Source organism: Bacillus sp. 22-7 (assembly GCF_010628845.1).
GTDB classification, from domain to species: Bacteria; Bacillota; Bacilli; order Bacillales; family Cytobacillaceae; genus Cytobacillus; species Cytobacillus firmus_B.
Map to the genome: position 1 here is coordinate 59,940 of NZ_NJQY01000031.1, position 19,235 is coordinate 79,174.

At 43.7% G+C, this 19,235-nt stretch carries 20 protein-coding genes and 2 riboswitches; of the genes, 8 read left to right on the plus strand and 12 right to left on the minus strand.

Annotation, left to right across the window (positions count from 1 at the left end):
- The first annotated feature begins 219 nt into the window (after positions 1-219).
- The 4 genes from CE058_RS20310 to tenA all read left to right on the plus strand — a co-directional run bounded on the left by CE058_RS20310 (position 220) and on the right by tenA (position 3,617).
- A complete protein-coding gene (locus tag CE058_RS20310; protein ID WP_163144857.1) occupies positions 220-1,329 on the plus strand; it encodes an alpha-hydroxy-acid oxidizing protein in 1,110 nt (369 codons plus the stop codon).
- A 104-nt stretch (positions 1,330-1,433) separates the two neighbouring features.
- Positions 1,434-1,817 (plus strand): DUF302 domain-containing protein, encoded by a 384-nt coding sequence (locus CE058_RS20315; protein ID WP_163144858.1) that lies wholly within the window; start codon positions 1,434-1,436, stop codon positions 1,815-1,817.
- Positions 1,818-1,886: 69 nt separating this feature from the next.
- A riboswitch (TPP riboswitch) is annotated at positions 1,887-2,002 on the plus strand.
- A gap of 114 nt (positions 2,003-2,116) precedes the next feature.
- On the plus strand, positions 2,117-2,605 hold the full coding sequence (gene thiW, locus CE058_RS20320; protein WP_163144859.1) for an energy coupling factor transporter S component ThiW: 489 nt from the start codon (positions 2,117-2,119) through the stop codon (positions 2,603-2,605).
- Positions 2,606-2,765: 160 nt separating this feature from the next.
- A riboswitch (TPP riboswitch) is annotated at positions 2,766-2,867 on the plus strand.
- 60 nt (positions 2,868-2,927) lie between these two features.
- Positions 2,928-3,617 (plus strand): thiaminase II, encoded by a 690-nt coding sequence (tenA, locus tag CE058_RS20325; RefSeq protein WP_163144860.1) that lies wholly within the window; start codon positions 2,928-2,930, stop codon positions 3,615-3,617.
- A gap of 120 nt (positions 3,618-3,737) precedes the next feature.
- Here the strand turns inward: tenA and CE058_RS20330 are convergent, their stop codons facing one another.
- The gene (locus tag CE058_RS20330) at positions 3,738-4,445 is read right to left on the minus strand and encodes a DUF1287 domain-containing protein (RefSeq protein ID WP_163144861.1); all 708 of its coding nucleotides are present in this window, start codon (positions 4,443-4,445) and stop codon (positions 3,738-3,740) included.
- 103 nt (positions 4,446-4,548) lie between these two features.
- Between CE058_RS20330 and CE058_RS20335 the strand changes: the two genes are divergently transcribed.
- Together CE058_RS20335 and CE058_RS20340 are read left to right on the plus strand one after the other, a co-directional pair.
- A complete protein-coding gene (locus CE058_RS20335; RefSeq protein ID WP_163144862.1) occupies positions 4,549-5,382 on the plus strand; it encodes a TIM barrel protein in 834 nt (277 codons plus the stop codon).
- Positions 5,383-5,504: 122 nt separating this feature from the next.
- On the plus strand, positions 5,505-6,341 hold the full coding sequence (locus CE058_RS20340; RefSeq protein WP_163144863.1) for a DUF6843 domain-containing protein: 837 nt from the start codon (positions 5,505-5,507) through the stop codon (positions 6,339-6,341).
- Between the two features lie 57 nt (positions 6,342-6,398).
- Here CE058_RS20340 and CE058_RS20345 read toward each other — a convergent pair whose 3' ends face one another.
- The 8 genes from CE058_RS20345 to CE058_RS20380 form a co-directional block, all read right to left on the minus strand.
- Complete coding sequence (locus tag CE058_RS20345; protein WP_163144864.1) at positions 6,399-7,544, minus strand: MGDG synthase family glycosyltransferase; 1,146 nt, start codon at positions 7,542-7,544, stop codon at positions 6,399-6,401.
- 16 nt (positions 7,545-7,560) lie between these two features.
- Positions 7,561-8,148, minus strand: coding sequence for a DedA family protein (locus CE058_RS20350; RefSeq protein ID WP_163144865.1), 588 nt, complete (start codon positions 8,146-8,148; stop codon positions 7,561-7,563).
- Complete coding sequence (locus CE058_RS20355) at positions 8,145-8,846, minus strand: polysaccharide deacetylase family protein (protein ID WP_163144866.1); 702 nt, start codon at positions 8,844-8,846, stop codon at positions 8,145-8,147. The genes CE058_RS20350 and CE058_RS20355 overlap by 4 nt, the downstream gene beginning before the upstream one ends.
- 255 nt (positions 8,847-9,101) lie before the next feature.
- A complete protein-coding gene (locus tag CE058_RS20360; protein WP_163144867.1) occupies positions 9,102-9,923 on the minus strand; it encodes a manganese catalase in 822 nt (273 codons plus the stop codon).
- Positions 9,924-10,044: 121 nt separating this feature from the next.
- Positions 10,045-11,052: a FecCD family ABC transporter permease gene (locus CE058_RS20365; RefSeq protein WP_163144868.1), complete on the minus strand. Its 1,008-nt coding sequence runs from the start codon at positions 11,050-11,052 to the stop codon at positions 10,045-10,047.
- The gene (locus tag CE058_RS20370; protein WP_163144869.1) at positions 11,049-12,059 is read right to left on the minus strand and encodes a FecCD family ABC transporter permease; all 1,011 of its coding nucleotides are present in this window, start codon (positions 12,057-12,059) and stop codon (positions 11,049-11,051) included. The genes CE058_RS20365 and CE058_RS20370 overlap by 4 nt, the downstream gene beginning before the upstream one ends.
- A 99-nt stretch (positions 12,060-12,158) precedes the next feature.
- On the minus strand, positions 12,159-13,085 hold the full coding sequence (locus CE058_RS20375; RefSeq protein WP_163144870.1) for an iron-hydroxamate ABC transporter substrate-binding protein: 927 nt from the start codon (positions 13,083-13,085) through the stop codon (positions 12,159-12,161).
- Entirely contained in the window at positions 13,036-13,881 is an 846-nt protein-coding gene (locus tag CE058_RS20380; RefSeq protein ID WP_163144871.1) for an ABC transporter ATP-binding protein, read from the minus strand. Before CE058_RS20380 ends, CE058_RS20375 begins: the two co-directional genes overlap by 50 nt.
- Before the next feature lie 215 nt (positions 13,882-14,096).
- On the opposite strand from CE058_RS20380, the gene CE058_RS20385 reads away from it, so the two are divergent.
- Positions 14,097-15,146: an NAD(P)/FAD-dependent oxidoreductase gene (locus tag CE058_RS20385; protein ID WP_163144872.1), complete on the plus strand. Its 1,050-nt coding sequence runs from the start codon at positions 14,097-14,099 to the stop codon at positions 15,144-15,146.
- 177 nt (positions 15,147-15,323) lie between these two features.
- Here CE058_RS20385 and CE058_RS20390 read toward each other — a convergent pair whose 3' ends face one another.
- A complete protein-coding gene (locus CE058_RS20390; RefSeq protein ID WP_163144873.1) occupies positions 15,324-16,538 on the minus strand; it encodes an MFS transporter in 1,215 nt (404 codons plus the stop codon).
- A gap of 144 nt (positions 16,539-16,682) precedes the next feature.
- Here CE058_RS20390 and CE058_RS20395 point away from each other — a divergent pair, with 144 nt between their 5' ends.
- Positions 16,683-17,018, plus strand: a complete 336-nt coding sequence (locus CE058_RS20395) for an antibiotic biosynthesis monooxygenase family protein (RefSeq protein ID WP_163144874.1) — start codon at positions 16,683-16,685, stop codon at positions 17,016-17,018.
- A 51-nt stretch (positions 17,019-17,069) separates the two neighbouring features.
- Here the strand turns inward: CE058_RS20395 and CE058_RS20400 are convergent, their stop codons facing one another.
- Positions 17,070-18,101: a FecCD family ABC transporter permease gene (locus tag CE058_RS20400; RefSeq protein WP_163144875.1), complete on the minus strand. Its 1,032-nt coding sequence runs from the start codon at positions 18,099-18,101 to the stop codon at positions 17,070-17,072.
- Entirely contained in the window at positions 18,101-19,135 is a 1,035-nt protein-coding gene (locus CE058_RS20405; protein ID WP_163144876.1) for a FecCD family ABC transporter permease, read from the minus strand. The genes CE058_RS20400 and CE058_RS20405 overlap by 1 nt, the downstream gene beginning before the upstream one ends.
- Between the last annotated feature and the right edge of the window lie 100 nt (positions 19,136-19,235).

Genomic DNA, 19,235 nt, shown 5'->3' on the forward strand with positions numbered 1-19,235 from the left:
CTGTTCGCTGAGCATCCTGGAGCGGAAATCAACGGACAACATTGATAGGCAAAAAAACTTTTTATACGAAAAAAGCCTTAAGTTAAAATGGTTATTCCCGATTTTTTGTGAAATCCCTGCTAATTTGCAGAGAAAAGGCCCCAAAATTGTTACATAGTTTCTTAAAATCTAAAAAAGTGATATTATTTTCAATAAATTCAAAAAAAGGCGGGCTGGATGATGGCAAAAGTAGAGAATATTAGTTTCGCAGAAAACTTTCCTATTTCATTTAAGGAACTGGAAGAAGAAGCAGAGAAAGTAATGGGAGCAGGCGGATTTGGCTATGTTCAATCAGGAGCCGGCGGGGAAGAAACGCTGAAAAAGAATATCGAATCCTTTGCAAAATACTCAATAGTACCGAGGATGCTGAGAGATGTTTCAGTGCCGGATATAAGTGTGAAATTATGTGGAAAATCATATCCTTACCCGGTTTTCCTGGCACCGATTGGGATGCAGAGGCTTGAATATAATGAGGGAGAGCTGGCGTCTGCACGGGCAGCAGCTTCGTTTGGAGTTCCTTTTATCCAGAGCACAGTATCCAGTTATTCCATTGAAGAAATCGCAAAGGCAACAGGCTCAAGTCCAAAATGGTTCCAATTATATTGGTCCAATTATGAAGAAGTATCTTTCAGTATGGTTCGCCGTGCGGAAGAAGCGGGGTATGAGGCAATTGTGTTAACGGTTGATACGGTGATGATGGGATGGAGGGAAGCCGATTTAAGAAACAATTTTTCCCCGTTAAAGCTTGGCTATGGTAAAGCAAACTATGAAAGCGATCCAGTCTTTATGGCTTCTCTCCAGGACGGTGATGTCGTACAGGGAATCCTTGATAATATTCATCATCCAACATTAAGCTGGGAGCATATTGCCAGATTAAAAGAGAAAACCAGCCTGCCCATTTTATTAAAGGGCATTCTCCACCCTGAGGATGCCAGATTGGCAGTTGAAAGAGGGATAGACGGAATCATTGTCTCCAATCATGGCGGCAGACAGCTTGATGGAGTGATTGCGGCGATTGATGCGCTTGAACCGATTGCGAAGGAAGTAAAAGGAAGGATTCCAGTATTGTTTGACAGCGGCATTCGCCGAGGCTCAGATGTGGTTAAAGCTCTGGCACTGGGAGCTGACGCCGTTTGTCTGGGGCGGCCGTATGTGTACGGTTTGGCCATTGGCGGGCAGGAAGGAGTTGAAAAAGTACTTGCCAACTTTATAGAAGAAACAAAAGTGTCTCTCTCTCTTGCGGGGGTGGGGAGTTTAAAGGATATTGCTGGTCTGCGGTTAATTCGATAAAACTTTCTTTAAAAAAATCCTGGGTTGTTGACAGTTGAGACTGTGTTTAATAATATACCTGTAGGGGTACATAATTAATATGCCATACTAAAGGAGATGCAGTTATGTTCGATTACACAGCTGAAACCGAGAAATCAATTGAAGAAGCGATATCCTCACTGGAAGGAAGTCTGAAGGACGAAAAGTTCGGAGTTCTATGGCATTTTAATGTTCAGGAGAAGCTGCAGGAAAAAGGCTTGGAATATAACGAGGCATTCCATGTGTTAGAGGTATGTAATCCGAATGAAGCACATCGCGTTTTAACACAGAATAAAATGGCCGGCTACTTCCTGCCTTGTAAAATTGTCGTCTATGAAGACAAGGGCAAAACGAAAATTGGCATGCCTAAGCCGACAAGTATGATTGAGCTAATCAATGACGAATCTGTTCAAAGCTTCGCTGCAGAAATTGAAGAGCGCTTAATCCAGTGCATCAAAAAAAGTATATAACCTAAAAGAATGATGACAGTGCGGGAATAATTTGTTAAGCTTGAAACAGCTTATCAAATTAAATATCTATGTAACTACTAGGGGTGCCCCGAATGTGCGGGCTGAGAGGAAAGCGCTTATAGCTTTCCGACTCTTATGGACCTGATCTGGTTAATGCCAGCGGAGGGAAGTAGGATTTGACAATATGTCGATTCATATACTTAAACCAAGCCGGGTCCTTTGTGGGGATCCGGCTTTTTTGTATATATACTTCTCATCCAGATAAGCAATCAGGCTGCCCTTATAGAAAGGAGGTTTAGATGAACAGAACCCGATTGTTGACTACGATGGCACTATTTACGGCGATTGGGACACTGGGATCCCATTTGCTCTGGTTTCCGGCAGGTATAGCCAAGGCCTATCCGGTTCAGCATGCGGTAAATGTATTGGCTGCGGTGACTCTTGGACCCCTGCCGGCAGCAGCCGTCGCTTTTATGATTGCTTTGCTGCGTAATATGCTTGGATTCGGGACGCTGCTTGCGTTTCCAGGCGGCATGATCGGTGCGTTTTTGGCTGGTGTCCTTTATTTGAAATTCGGCCGGAAAATATGGGCTGCCGCTGGCGAGGTTTTGGGCACCGGTATAATCGGAGCATTGTTTGCCGTTCCATACGCAAAGTTTCTTATGGGCAGTGCAGCTGGTGCATTCTTCTTTGTGCCGCCGTTTCTGATCAGCAGCATTGCCGGTGCGGCGATAGGCTGGTTGGTGTTAGCGAAGGTTAAAGAGAAGAATTTGGTTCAGAACATGTGATGATTTTGGGCTGGAGAAGTAAGGTGAGTAAGTAGATTAGGAGAGAGCAGCATAACAATCAGGCTTAATGAGCGATTTTCAAAAGTTATAAGCGGAATCCCAAATTTAGGAACTAAAAACTACAAGTAAGAAAATCGGTAAAAAACAATAAATAACGTTAGAAAACTGCTAGGGGCGCTACGGCTGAGATAAGGAGCTTTTCCTTGGTCCCTTGGAACCTGATCTGGATAATGCCAGCGCAGGGAAGCAGTGAGGACCTCATTATATATCCTCATGCTTTTTCCCCGGCAGCTTCTGTATTTAATTAAGGAGGCTATTTTTTATGACTTTTTCAGAAATTCTGCGCAAGGAAAATGAAGATTTGTTTCAGCTGATATTTGAACATCCATTTGTTCAGGGGATCGGGAGAGGGGATGTGCCGAAAGAGGCGCTTGCTCATTACATTAAAGCGGACTTTGAGTATTTGAATGCGTTCATGCATATTTACGGAATTGCGATTTCAAAGTCAGCTGAACGTAAGGATATTGCATACTTTAACCAGCAGATAGAATTTGTATTGAACAGCGAAGTACACCCCCACCATAATTTTTGCCAGCAGATTGGGGTGGCTTACGAAGCATTGCAGGGATATCCGCTCCCGCCGACAGCCGATCATTATGTAAAGCATATGATGTATCATGCCCATACAGGCGGCATGGGTGAAATACTCGCTGCATTATTGCCTTGCCCATGGACTTATTGGGAAATTGGGCTTGAGCTCATGAAGCAATATGAGCCAGATGAGAACCATCCGTTTTATCCGTGGATTTCTTTTTATGCAAACCTTAGAGTCGAAGCTGTAACCATGAATATGAGAAACCGTTTGGATGAACTTGCTGAAGCGGCATCACCGGAGGAAAGGCAGCGGATGAAGGATGCTTTCCGAAAAAGCTGCCAGCTGGAGCTTGGCTTCTGGGAGATGGCTTTTACCTGCGAAGAGTGGCCAGCGGGCAATCCGGCAGCAGTCAGATAGAAAACGTAAGCGACTCGCTCACCCCCGACACCTCGAGGGGCAGGCTGCTTGCGCTAGAGAGTTATCGAAGTTCAATATTTTATACCTTCTTATTTAATAAGAAAAACGCCTGCATCTGCTTTATGGCAGTGCAGGCGTTTTTTCAAAATCCCATCTGTAGTGAGCGGTAATGGGAGTCTTAAAAGAAGATAGTTTTACTTCTGCCGCAAATGGGGTGGAGTTATGTATAACGTATGGAATGCCATCTTTAGTCCGTTTGTCAGATATGAAAGCCACATGGTCGAATTTAGGAGAAAGGAAAACCACAATATCACCCGGCTGCCATTGCTGAAGGTTCTTAACATCTCCTGGAATCAGTTCTGTTGTTAATGTCTTTGCGAACCGGCTAAAAAAGATATTCTGGTTAGGCACCCTTCTGAAATCAATGTTCGGATCAGGCTTGCCCTGTACTCTTGAATACAAGTCCGTATTTTCGGCGATATCCTGATCAATAAGATCCTTTATGGTTACATCAGCCCCTTGGAAACCTCTCCAAATCACGTCTGTACAGACACCTTCGCCATCGGGCGGATAGCCTCCCGCATAGTAGGCACTTTTATATGGCGTGCGCTGTTCCACTTCTTTTCTGGCTGTCTGGACCATATCAAGCGGATCAGCAATGCCGTTTTGATTTGAATCGGCCTGTGAGTAATCAGAGGGCACCTCCAGTTTCTTTGCAAAAGGATTTCCGAAATGAATGCCGATGGAATCCAGAATGATTCCACCCCGAAAAAAAAGAATGAAAAATAACAGTACTCCAATTATTGAAGTAAATACCTTTTTAACCATAAGTACACCTCACCTATTTTACTGAATAGACGGTATTATTTCCCAATAAGTTACATGAAGGTATGATAAGATTGTTATAACCATTCATAAGAGAGGGGATATAATGGTTCATAAAATAGGGGTATCAGGAAGCGTCATTTTGTCAGACAGCAAGCTGTTTCATAAACTTTTTAAACGTTATTTGCCGCATATTGAGATAGGGGAATTTCAAGATGAGGAATCCTTTCAAAGCTTTATTGAATTGCTGGGCAAAACAAACAAAAGCTTTGGTCTTCATTCGCCTCTTTTCCGGGGACAAAGCAAATACGATCTTCTGGAAGAGGTCAGTATGAATCCAGAGGAAGCCTGGATCCAGTTTGAGGCGGAAGTGGAAAGGATGTCCCGGCTTGGTGCTGAATACATATTGGTGCACTTTCCTTATTTTAAAAAGGAAGCAAGTGGGAATCCGGCAGAGATCATTGAGGAGGGACTCAAGAAACTCAGTGCTCTTCAGAAAAAATATGGGATTATGATCGTGTGTGAACCAAAATTAGGATTCAGGCAATCGCCAGCAGGAATCGATTATCTTGACAGTTTTCCTGTAGAGACATGGAAGAAATATGGCCTCAGCCTCTGTGTTGATATTGGGGATTATATATTAGCCACGGACGATAAGGCCATAAATTATATAGGAAAATGGGCCGAGTTTGTGAGAGTTGTTCATTTACATAATGTTGAATACCAGGGCGATAAATATATCTGGGTCCCTGTGCATCCATCTCATGAGAATGATGGCCGTCATCATAAAATAAAGAAACTGATGGATTTTCTGGCAAAGAAATGTGAGGATGTGTTTTTTGTCATGGAATATACACCACACACGAACCCTTCGGAAAAAATGGCAGAAGAAGGAGTTGAATGGGCAATAGAAGTCATTGAGGCCGGGTCTGTCAGGTAGGGGAGCAGGCCTCCCCACATTCCTTCTGCGCAAATTTATATAGGGAGTATGGGAATAGCCTTGTTTGTATGCTAGTATATATGTGAAATTAATCACAATGTAAAGGGAGGGAATTTATTTCAATGCTGGGATCAAAAATAAAAACGGCCCTGCAGGCTTCCATTCTTTTTACCTTTGGATTTTGGCTTCTCTTTTTCTTTTCAGAAGGGGAACTGTTTTCTTTTTTCCTGATCGTGGTTTTTTTGTACTGTTTATTCGGAAATGTTATATACGGCATTCCGGTTTCATTGCTTTCTGAGTTTCTAACCAGAAATCTGGCAGTATGGCGATTCCCGGCATCTGCATTTTTTCATACCTTTTTAGCTGCAGTGACTTATTTTATTATGGATGGGTTTGCTTATTATGCAGTAATTGCAGCGGTTCTTTTCTTTTTAGTTGACGAGTGGCGAAAGTGGGACCGTGAGATGCCAGGAGGCAGGAGAATTACCTTAAATACAGCCGGTTTTCTCATCGCCTGCCTGCTGCCGGCAGGGTTCTTTTGGATGCTGCAGCAGGCAGATCTGGAAGAAAAAACGCATGACCTTTATCTGATTCCAAAAGGGTATGCTGGTCAGGTGAGGATTGTTCATGAAATAGAGAATGCTCCTGCGCCTGAGACAGAAGGGGAGTATGATGTATTTCGGGTGAATGACAGGGGATATGCCATTACCTCTTTACCGCAAAGTGAAGGGTATATTGAAGACTTGTACTATTATGTGGATGACAAGGGAAAGCGTGAACCTATACCGGACAGCTGTATTTCACATGGCGGAGCAGGCGGTGTACAGGGAGATGGATATGACTATTCGTATACCTATTTTTCAGTTGGCTGTGAGGAAGACATAGCTGATCAGGGCATTGGCCCAGGTATTGAGGATATTCTTTATGAAGAAGGATTAATCAATCAAACGTTTGATTGAAAATGTAAGACAGCCTGGAGATTCCAGGCTGTTTATATATTTTAATGACCTGAAGGTTTACTTGATAGTTGGAACGGCTCTCAAGGAATGAACAGTGTCCGGCGTTTTTCTGCCCGTGCTTTTAATTGAAATGAAGATGGCATAGTCCAATGGGCAAGTGACTTTTTCCAGATAAGAATCAATGTGTTTTCTTAGACTAAGTATAGCTTCTTCGTTATTAAGCTGTTCAGTAATTTGCCTGTCGTAAATGACAGTCACCAGATTTTTTTCAAGCAAATAGTCCAAATTGATTTCCTCTTGTCCCGGAAGTGAGGTATGGACCAGAATCGGAAGTTTCTTTTGCAGTGCTTCACTAATTGTAACTCCGCCTGGTTTGGTCAAAATAGCATCCGCTTTATTATACAGCTGGTTCATTTCATTTGGGTTTTGAATATATCCAATGGGCTCGATCTGCTTTGAATCAAGTGCTTTGAGTGAGCTATACAATTCCTCATTATTTCCGCACAGGATCAGAAATCGAATATGCGGAACCTTTTGTATAGATTCGATAAAGTTACAGTTTACTAAGCCGCTGTTTCCTCCTGCAACCAGGATATGGCGTATCCGGTCATCTTTCTTAAATGGAACCGGGAGGTGATAGGCAGAATGAACCGGAATGCCCGTAACAAAAATATGATCATCGGGAATATGGTGTTTTTTAATAAGCTTTTCCTTTGCCTCATTATGAGGAACGAAATGAAAGTCAATTCCCCGTTTTCCCCATATATCATTTATAAAAAAATCCGTATAAACATTCACCGCAGTAATGTCCCGGTATCGTCCCTTTTGCTTTAGTGAACTGATGATCCCGGATGGAAAAGAATGAGTGCAAAATATTAAATCAGGATTTTCTTCATCAAGGAACTTCTGCATTTTTCTTTCAAAATAATAGGATAGAACCTGTAAATCGGGCTGCAATTTAAAGGGATGCTGTTTATACATAATGGTGTAATATAAGGCCCTGTAAAGGAAAGGGGCACCAAGGAATCCTTTTAAATATATGCCTGAGACCAGCTTTTCGAGCTTATCACTGCAATAGGAAAGAAAATCGACTGTTTTGATTTCTGCATCAGGATATTGGCTTTCAATATGGTCCTGAAGTGTTTTTGCAACTTTTGAGTGTCCCGTGGGGAATTGAAATAATGGGAGCAGGAGAACTTTCATAATACCCTCCTTTCTGTCACTTGAGTTTGTTTTTGGCATACTTAAAGAGCATGTAGATTACGAATACAGCTAATAATAAAACCCCGAGGTATGGCACGTATTCAGGATTAATATCAAAAAAGCTTCCTGCAAAGTATCCCGCAGCAATTATAGGGAGAACCCAGCTCAGGGAGCCTGCCGCAGAATATAGAAGATACTGATGAAAAGGAACTTGTGAAATGCCGGCAAGATAAGGGCTAATCTGACGTATTCCCGGCATATAAAAACCCGCAAATATCATAAAGCGATGATTTTCCATGTATTTTTTCTGTGCGGTATTCCATCTTTTTTCTGTGATCCCAATATATCTTCCATATTTTCTGAGAAAGGGAGTACCTGCTTTTTTACCGATCCAATAGGCTGAAAGCATTCCGAGCAGCACACCTGCTTCAGCGCACACAGCAGATTCGGCAAAGCTTAATCTGTGATTTCCAATTAGCACGCCAATCAGGAATAGTAGCGATTCTTCCGGAGCGGGAATGCCGACAATCCCGAAAAATAAAAATAAAAAGATGATCCAATACCCGTATGACGAAATAAATTCTATAATTGTTTCAGTACTCATGTGCGATGATATCCTTCTTTTAAAGAAACAAAATGGATCCCTTTTAGTGCTTCCTGCTGCAAATACTCGTCCAGATGGCTAATCATATGTTCAGGTGCACTGGAGTCGGCGCCAAGAGTTTCACCGCTGTCGTGGAGAAGAAAAATACGGCCAGGCACGGTTTCTTTTGCCAGCGACTCGGAAAGGGTGTTCCTTATATGCTTGATCTTCCAATCTTTGAAAATCCCCGACCACATAATAATCTTATAATTCCTTGCGATCCAAAGTGTGAATAAATTGAAGTGGCCCCATGGCGGACGGTAGAAATAGACGTCTTCATTAATTGTTTCTTCAATAATTTGTTTTGTTTGCTCCAGCTGTTTTTTTAATGATCCCGGTGAAAGGATCCAGCTTGAGATATGCCGGTAATGATGGATTCCAATTGTATGACCTTCCTCCTGCATTCTTTTAATCAGCAATGGGTGCTGGGCTGCTTTTTCCCCGACAACAAAAAAGGCTGCCTTTGCTTCATGCTTTTTTAAGACATCCAGGAGCCTCGCAGTATACTGGGGATCTGGGCCATCATCAAAGGTTAATGCAATGGAATTTGGCTGCGTTATATCCTTTACAATTCCCCAATTCAGAGATCGTATGAGTACAGTGGGCAACACTGCGTAACTAATAAATATAATCAGTGCGGCGGTAAAAAAATAAATCATGCAAACTAAATCCTTTCCAGCGGATGAATCACTTATTTTCATTCCCTTTTAATAGTGAGGGTAACCTTAATGTTCAGTGTGAATGTAAGGAAATTATTCCATTCATGATTTAAGGTGAGATGGTTTTATCATATAAAAAAATTGAAGGAAGTCAATGAAGATGTTGAATAAAAGAGGATAACCGGTACAATTCAATCAAACGTTTGATTGAAAGAATAAAACAGGCTGAATGCATCAGCCTGTTTTGAATGTATTTTAATCCATTGGCAATGTGTTATGAAGATTTGGAGGTGCAGGCTTAAGCATTGGCATGTCCCCTTCAGGCTTTGGATTGCTTACATATTTGTATTCTCCCTGGCCATCAAGAGCAGGGCCCTGCGCCCATCTGCCTGTGCTGCTTTCTTCGCCTGCTGATAGGTTGTAGAGTGTGTATGCGATATCTGTGCGTTCTTTTTCACGAGGGAAGGTGCTTGGGACGAGCAGGCCTTCTTTTTCTTCAAGCTCCGCAATTGCAGCAGCCCATTGGTTTTGGTGGTAGGCGTCTCTGGCAATCAGAACGGAAAGCAGATCTTTAATGCCCTTATCATCAGTCATTTCATAGAGACGGGCAGCCTGCAGGCGGCCCTGTGATTCTGCATTTAAGTTTGAACGGAAATCTGCTAATAAGTTTCCGCTGGCTGTAATATAAGTGCCCATCCAAGGGTTCCCTACACTGTCAGCCGGACGGGCACCAAGTCCGGAGACAATGGCATGCTGGGGATTCATTCCTCCCATGATCGCGCCAACGACTGGATCCTTCGCTGCTTCTTCCTGCTGATTAACAGGGGCATCGTCCATCAGTCTGGCAACCATTGTCGCGAGCATTTCCACATGTCCAATTTCCTCAGTTCCAATATCGAGGAGAAGATCACGATATTTTTCATTTCCGCGAGTGGCCCAGCCCTGAAACATGTATTGCATGGCAACGGTCATTTCACCATATTGGCCGCCAATCAATTCCTGAAGCTTTTTCGCAAAAACGGGATCCGGACGCTCCGGCTTTGCTTCAAATTGCAATTCCTTTACATGAAAAAACATCTAAATTCCTCCAATTCTATTAAACTGTTAAATGATGAGACTCTATATATTTGCCCAGTAATACCAGAAAAAAACATAAACAATAAAAAATGACGTGCAGCCCGGCACGTCATTTCTTATTTTATTTCTTTAATAATAGATACATAAAATATGGAGCTCCGATAATCGCAACCATTATTCCGGCTGGCAGGCCGTCAGGATCTGCCAGGTTCCGGCCGAGCGTGTCGGCAAATAATAGAAGCCAGCCTCCTAAAAGAATAGCGATCGGAATGAAAAGCTGATTACGAGGTCCGACAAGCGCTTTAGCCATGTGCGGAGCAATTAAGCCGATAAAGGCAATCCCGCCGGTTACAGAAACAGCAGAAGCTGCCAATGCAACGGCTGTAAGCAGAAGGATGATCCGTTCTTTTTCAATGGATACCCCTATGCCGATGGCGACAGGCTCACTTAAGCTTAATAGATTCAAACGGTTTGCCTTATATAAAGTGAATGGAATAAGCACTAGCAGCCAGGGGAGGAGTGCCCAGATGAAAGGCCAATCCGTTCCCCAGATATTCCCTGATAGCCATTTTGCTATGAAATCAACTTTCTCTCTTTCAGCTGAGGAAATCAGGACAATCATTACACCTGATAGCGCCATGGAAAACCCGACTCCGACAAGAACCATTTTTACTGGCTGAAGCCCCTCGTCTTTTTTATAGGAAAAAGCATAGATGAGGATAGCGGTAAGCAAAGCACCGAAAAATGCGCATAACGGCAGCATGTAGATGAAAGTGCCTGCTTCAATAGGGACGAACAGAAAGAAAACGGCGATCGCAACCCCTGCACCTGAATTTATGCCGATGATGCCTGGGTCCGCCAGGTCATTGCGTGTAATTCCCTGTAAAATCGCACCCGATAGTGCCAGTGCCATGCCGGCTAACACTGTGATAAATACCCTCGGCAGCCGTATGGAAAATAAGACAAACTCCTCTTTAAAAGTTCCCTGTCCCAGGATGGTCGGGATTAACCGGTCATATGAAAGGGAGGCATAGCCTAATCCCATTCCTATAACAATGGTAACAATAATAAGTACTGATAAAACGGCCATTAAAATTCGCTGTTTTTTAACTAATTCCGGCTGAATCATGAGAACGCCTTACCCCCTTTATGAACAATGAACAGGAAGAAAGGCAGCCCCATTACGGCAATGATGGCCGCAACAGGAGTTTCGTAAGGAGCATTGATAGTTCTCCCGAGTGTATCGGCAAGAAGCATAAATGACGCTCCTGTGAGAGCTGACATGGGAAGAATAAAACGATAATCTGTTCCGACTAAAGCACGGACGATATGAGGCACCATCAATCCGATAAATGCCATATTGCCGACCAGTGCCACAGCTGCCCCTGCAAGCAGGGTGACTAAGACAAACAGGATGACTTTAATCTGGGTTGTATTTTGTCCCAAGCCTACAGCCACTTCTTCATTTAAGCTTAGTATCGTAAGCTGCTTGGAAAGAAAAAGGGATACGAGTATGCCTGCTGAGATAACCGGGACAATTATTTGCAGCTGGGTCCAGGATGTGCCGACGAGCCCGCCTGCTGTCCACAGGCTGACATCTTTTGAAATCTTAAAATAGATGCCAGTCCCTTCAGCTATTGCAAAAAGGAAGGCAGAAACCGCGGCTCCGGCCAAAACGATTCGAATCGGAGAAAAGCCTCCTTTTTTCATGGCGCCAATGCCGAAAACCATCCCTGCACCGATAGCCGCACCGATGAAACAGGCGACCAGAATTCCAATGTAGTTTGCTGAAGGGATAAGAACAAGCGTTATGGCAAGTGCAGCATTTGCTCCGGCCGTCAATCCGAGCAGGCCTGGATCAGCAAGAGGGTTTCTTGTCATTCCCTGCATGATGGCGCCAGAGATGCTAAGTGCTGCTCCGACAAAAATGGCCGCAATTTCTCGGGGCAGACGTATTTCACGAATGATGGAGATTTTTTCTCCGGAAGCATTGGAGGTTAGTGCAAGCCAAACATCTCTGACCGTAACATCGGCTGCCCCAAACACACAGGCAGCTACAAACATGCCGGCAAAAAGGATGAAGCTTGCTGCAAGTTTATATATAAATGGAATGAAGGGTTGAGCTTCTTTAGTCATTGTACTTCCATCTTTCTTCGGGTTTATTTTGCCATTGGGGAACTGTCTTTTTAAATAGGAAAGAGGAATTCCTAAAAATTAAGAATCCCTCCTGCCGTATTAGTTGCCTAAAAATGATTCTTTAAAGAACTCCAGCTGCGCATCAAGTGTGATTGGATCACTGAAGGAAGCGCCATTGCCTTCCATTTCAAAGACACGATTATTTTTCACAGCAGGAATATTTTTGTACGTATCGGTTTCCTGGAATGAATGATCTGCATCAGAGTATTTGCTTATAACAATATAATCTCCTGCATATTCCGGAAGCACTTCAGCTGAAATGGCATAGTAGCCATCTTTTAAGGCCATTTCCTTAACCTTTTCAGGCATTTTTAAGTCCATTGCCTGATAGAGGATTTCAGTTCCGCGAGCCCAGTTATCGCCAAAAACATAAAGCTGTTTGTCGAAGATTTCAAATACAGAAACGGTTGCATCTTCGCCAATTTTTGCACGAATGTCTTCCCCGGCTGCTTCAGCGCGCTGTTTGAAGTCAGCTACCCATTTCTTTGCTTCTTCTTCTTTATTAAGCAGCTTGCCGATTTCCTCATGCTGAGAAAGGTAATCTAATTTACCCCATGTATACGTTACAGTTGGTGCAATTTCCTTAAGTTTATCGTAGTTTTTAACAGTAGATAAGGCAATAATCAAGTCTGGTTCCAGTTCAATTATTTTTTCAAGGTTATCTTCAGATACTTCTTCAGCATCCTTCAATTGTTCTTCAAAACGAGGATTATTTTTAGACCATGTATCCACTCCAACGATATTTACGCCTAATTGCATAACATTTCCTGTGAAGCCTGAAAGGAGGACAACTCTCTTAGGATCAGCTGGAACCTCAACCGGTCCAGTTTCAGATTCATAAGTGATCGTACCGGATTTTTCATCTTCCTTTGGTTCAGACGAGCTTGTATCTTTTTCTTCTGTATTGCCGCAGGCGCTAATTAGCAGAAGCAGCAAGATCGTAAATGGGATCAAAAGTTTCTTCATGTTGATTTTCTCCTTTTAGTAAATTATAAGTTATACACATTGGTTTGTTTGTGCGGGGATCGCGTCCAATGACTGCATCAATATTGAACACCTTCCTTAAAACATCCTGTGTAATGACTTCTTCATAGCTTCCTGATTTAACAATCTCACCATCTTTTAGAGCGACGATATGGTCGGCAAAACGGGCTGCCTGGTTTAAATCATGGAGGACCATTACAATGGTGTTCTCCTGTTCCTCGTTCAGCTTTTGAAGAAGTTCGAGAACTTCGAGCTGATGTGCCATATCTAAATAGGTGGTTGGTTCATCAAGGAAAATGATATCGGTTTCCTGTGCAAGTGCCATGGCGATCCACACTCTCTGGCGCTGGCCGCCTGACAGAGCGTCAACAGGGCGGAATTTAAATTCTTTGGTGCCTGTCACTTCAAGAGCCCAGTCGATGACTTCATAATCCTTTTTCGTCAATCTTCCGAATCCCTTTTGATAAGGGAAGCGTCCGTATGAGACGAGCTCGCCTACTGTTAAACCGCTTGCACTTTCAGGTGTTTGAGGCAGGATTGCCATCTTCCTGGCAAGGATTTTCGTATTTTCCTTTGAAATGTTCTCCCCATCTAAAATGACAGTGCCTGATTGATGGGAAATGATCCTGGTAATGGCTTTTAAAAGGGTTGATTTCCCACAGCCGTTTGGTCCAATAATTGTTGTGATTTTCTTATCGGGAATCTGGACGCTGAGATCTTTTACAATTAGTCGTTCGCTATACCCAATGTTCAAGCCATCTGTATATAGACGGACCATTATGTAACCTCCGTTTATGTAAGAATAAATTTTAAATAAGTGATAATGATTATCAGTGTCGGTTCTATTTTACTATAAGTCTATCTGTTTTTTCTGTCAATAGAATATAAAGGAAAACATCTAAGAAAAAAATTTAATTGTAAAAGAAGAAGAAAGGACGTATAGTTGAAGTGAGAATGATAATCAATAATAATTGGTTATAGGAGTGAACGGGAATGAAGCAGATGGAGATCTATGATGTAACGGTTATTGGAGGAGGCCCGGCTGGACTTTACTCCACTTTTTACAGCGGTTTAAGAGAAATGAAAACGAAACTGATTGAATTTCAGCCGCAGCTGGGCGGAAAGATCCATGTGTATCCCGAGAAAATGATTTGGGATGTCGGCGGGTTGACTCCTACTCCGGGAGCAAAGCTGATTGAACAGCTGGTCGAGCAGGGGCTGACCTTTAATCCGACGGTTGTGCTAAATGAAAAGGTGGAATCCATCAGTAAGAATGAAGAAGGATTTTTTGTTTTGAAAGGGTCTTCAGGGGAAGAGCATTTTTCAAAAACAGTGATTGTGGCCGTTGGCAGCGGTATTCTAAAGCCGCAAAAGCTGAAAATTGAAGGCGCAGAGCGTTTTGAGGTCTCCAATTTAAATTACACAGTCAAGTCTCTTGCGCATTTCAAGGATAAAACGGTTATTGTGTCAGGAGGAGGCAACTCCGCAGTAGACTGGGCAAATGAATTGGAGCCTGTTGCCAAGCAGATATACATCACTTGCAGACGGGATGCGTTAACTGGCCATGAAGCTCAGGTTTCACAGCTGATGAATAGTTCGGTGATCTGCATTAACCATACGTCCATCACCAAATTAATTGCCGGCGTAAATCACGAGGAAATTGAACAGGTGGAATTGACCAATAATGAAACGGGAGAGGTTTCATATCTTGCCATCGATGAAGTGGTGATTAATCATGGATATGAGCAGGATACGGAACTCTTGAAAAATAGCAATCTGAATATTAAAATGCTCGAAGATTTCTATATTGCAGGCAACGCAAACAGCGAGACGTCAGTTGAAGGGCTATATGCTGCCGGCGATATTCTTAAGCATGACGGCAAGCTTCATTTAATTGCGGGAGCCTTCCAGGATGCTGCGAATGCAGTAAATAAAGCGAAGCAGTACATTGAACCTGATGCAGCCGGGGCAGCGATGGTTTCATCACATAATGATGTTTTTAAAAAGCGGAACCGGGAATTGGTGAAGCAGCTGGTTCGCTAGGGTCAAAAAACTTAAGCGCACATAAATTTTTTTATCCGCACATAAAACCGGGTTATGCGCACAGAAAAAACCTTATCCGCACATAAAATTAGGCTATCCGCACATATACCGAAAAAAACGCCTGGAACTAAGGCAAAATAGCAGTAAAAAGCGGCTCACATAATGTGAGCCGCTTTTTTACGTACTGATCTCTTCTTTTATTTGTACTTCTGTCCGAATTTGCTTGAATTTAACAAAGAAAGCAGCTGTCATGACTAAGGATAGAATGCCAAAAATCACGACCATTATCTGAAGTCCGACGGCATCCAGCAGGAATCCTGTCAGCAGGAGCACAATTTGGAAAATAACACGATCGAGCATGTTTCGGAAGGAGAAGAATCTTCCGTGGAATTCCTTTGGCACCCTTGTTTGAAAAATGGTGGCTGCAGTTGGGAAGAAGCAGCCAACGGCAAATCCGAATACAAAGAAGGCCGCAATGGATAGAACGGGCACATCCGCAAAGTACAGAAGGAGCTGTGAGACGCCAATGACAAATGAGAAGAAAAATAAGATAGCATAAGGCGAACGCTTTTGGCTGATTTGCTTGACGATAAATGCGCCGAGCATGAAGCCGATTCCCTCTGCAGTATAAATTAACCCTTTAATGGACGAACTGTCCTGAAGCTCGCTGATGTTGATGACCATCAGGTTGAAACCGCCAAGAAACAGCAGTGGGACCAGCGTTAAGATCAGTGTCATGAAAACAATGGGGAGGCCTTTAATAATCGGGAAAACCTCCTTGAATCCTCCACTGTTTTTCGCAGACTCTTTTCCAGGGCCTTGCTGTTCCCTTTTTTCCTCGAAGTCCATAAACCAGGTTAATCCGAATAGAGCCAGGTAAGCGACCAGCGACCCGATATAAAGCATGGATAATGGCAGAATGACTAACAGAACACCAGCCAATGCTGTACCCAATATCCTCGAAAGGGTGGACACATTCATGTGCACACCATTCAGCTGCAGCAAATCTTTCTCGGCAACTACAAGTGGGATGGCTGCCTGCAGTGCAGGAAAGTAAAAGGCCGCTGACAATTGAATCATAACCAGGAACAGAACCATCCACCACACAGATCCCGTTTGAATAGCAATCAGCATAAAAATAACACTGATGGCCCTGACAAAACCTGCTCCGAGCATTACAGTTTTTTTATTCAGCTGGTCTGTAATTCTGCCGGCAAAGGGGCCGACTGCAATTCCTGCCAGCAGACCGGATGCAAGAATAAGTGATTTCAGGAAATCAGAAGGAACCCTTTCCTGCATAAACTCGAGGTTTCCTATAATGCCAAGCCAAAGGCCCACCCCTGCTATAAATTCACCAGTTAAAAGAATCCACACATTTTTATTTTTCCACATATAACGGCCTCACAATTTCAGTAAAATTTCGTTAATCTAAAGATACTATAAACTTACAAAATAATGAATCTATTTTTTAAAACAGTTGAAAATGAAAATCGTTATCAATTATAATAACAAAAAAGAACTGAGGAGGAAATAGGCATGTTTATTCAATTAAAGACAATTATGGTTAAAGAGGGCCATGGGGAAAAAATGGTGGAGCGCTTTGCGGGAGAAGGAATCATCGAAGAGCAGCCCGGTTTTCTTGATTTAAATGTATTAAAGAAAAAACAGCGCAGCGGAGAGGAAGAAATTATTGTTATGATCCGCTGGGAATCTGAAGAGGCATGGAAGGCTTGGGAAACAAGCGATGTACATCTTGCTGGCCATCGTGCGAACCGCGGGAAGCCAAAGCCTGAATTTATTATCGAAAGCCGTCAGGATGTATATCATGTGCTGGGGCAAAAAAAATACAGAGAGCCTGCTGAAATCAAATAAAGCTGAAATGCCCATTCATTAGGGATTGTTGAATGGGCATTTCTATTGAATTTAGACCCTCATCCCGGAACCTTTCCGGGTCAGCAGCATGAAGATCAGGTATGGTGCACCGATAACCGATATGACGATTCCGACGGGAATATCGGCTGGCGCCAGAAGATTTTTGCCGATCATGTCTGCCATGAGCACCAGAGCTGCTCCGATCAGTGCAGACAATGGCAGACTGCTGAAGTAATTGGGTCCGCACAGCCGCCGTGCCAGATGGGGAGCGAGCAGGCCAATAAAGGCGATTCCGCCGCCGACGGCCACACATGCTCCTGCAAGGGCAGCAGAAAGGCAAAGAAGCAAGCGGCGTTCGGACTCCACTTTTAAGCCAAGAGCAACCGGAACTTCCTGCTTAAACTGAAGAAGATTCATGGTCCTTGCTTTATAAAAGGCAGCCGGTATAAGAATCAAAATCCATGGAAGCAGTGCCCATACATAAGGCCACCCGGTTCCCCAGATGCTTCCTGTCAGCCAAATGGCTGCCTGCTGAAAATCCTTTGGATCCATTTTCAGCTGCAGAATCATCAGAAGAGCACCGCATAGAGCATTAAATCCGAGACCGACAAGGAGAAGCCGTTCCGGGTCTATTCCCCCTTTCCATGAGAAGCGGTAAATCAGAGCTGCTATGGCAAGAGCGCCGATAAAAGCAAAAACGGGCAGGAAAAAAGGTTCAGAGAGCAGGCTTCCTTTCTCCTGTCCGAAAAGATAGATCGAAAAAACGACAGCCAGTCCAGCGCCAGCATTAATTCCGAGAATGCCCGGGTCCGCGAGGGAGTTCCTCGAAAGTCCCTGAAGAATGCTGCCTGATAGAGAAAGCCCGGCACCAATCAGCATGGCAATGACCATTCTCGGCAATCTCAGCTGATATAAAACAAGCTCCTGCCTTGGGGTGCCGCTGCCGGCTAACGTGTTCAATATTTCAGAAAAACGGATGGGCATCACGCCAGTGGACAGGCTCAATATAAAGGTGGCCATGATTAAAAAGACAAAGGCTGCCAGCCAGGTTTTGGACTGTCTTAAAGCAAGCTTCCAATCCATTACATATACCCCCTTTTCCTTCGGGACAAATATAAGAAAAACGGAACGCCAATCAAGGCGGTCACTGCGCTGACAGGTGTCTCGAATGGAGGATTGATCATCCGTGCCCCTATATCGGCGAGTACGAGAAGAAGGGCGCCTGCAATGGCACTTAACGGAATGAGCCATCTGTAATCAGATCCGATGAGTATCCGGACTATATGGGGAACGACTAGGCCAATAAAGCCGATTGCGCCTGCAATGGAAACGGCTGCGCCAGATAGAAGAATAACAGCAATGAGCCCGATCCACCTGACTTTCTGCTGAGATTGGCCGAGACCTGCAGCCACTTCCTCCCCTAAAGCCAGTATAGTCAGAGAGCGGCTGATCCAGAGGGACAGCAGAATCCCAATGATAACAGCTGGAAGCAATATAAAAACATGCTGCCATTTGGTTCCGGATAGTCCTCCGGCAAACCAGAAGCTCAGGTCCTGCGCCACCTGGAAATATAGGGCGATACCCGTGGAAAGAGCGCTGAATAAAGTACTTAACGCAGCACCTGCAAGCGTCAGGGTCACAGGAGATATCCGCTCTTTTGAAATCATGGAAAAAGAGAGGACAAGCACGGCGCCGGCTGCAGAGCCTGCAAATGACCAGATCAGAAGAATCCAGTAGGATCCGCTTGAAACAAATGCAAGCGAAATGGCGATGGCAAGTCCGGCTCCATGGGTAATGCCGATGATTGAAGGATCTGCAAGCGGATTGCGTGTGATGCCCTGCATAATAGTGCCTGCAACAGCAAGAGCTGCCCCAATTAGGGCAGCAGCCAATGCCCGCGGGATTCGCACTTCCCTGATCAGCTGGTGTTCAATTTGGCCGGCTTGAAAAGAGACAAAAGAGTCCCAAACAACAGAAGGGGAGATCCATATGGCTCCAAGTCCAATTGAAGCGAGCAGGCAAAGAAAAACAAATACTAAGCCAATAAAGCCCCATTTAATAGATTTTAAGTGAACAGGCTGCAGGGATTCGTTTATGTCAGCAGCAGTTCTGGCCATGATGATCAGTCCTTTTCTATGTATTTTTTAAATGAAAATGAGAATCGTTATCGCCTTGTAAGATCGTTATTAATCTACTATCCTTCCACAGCATTTGTCA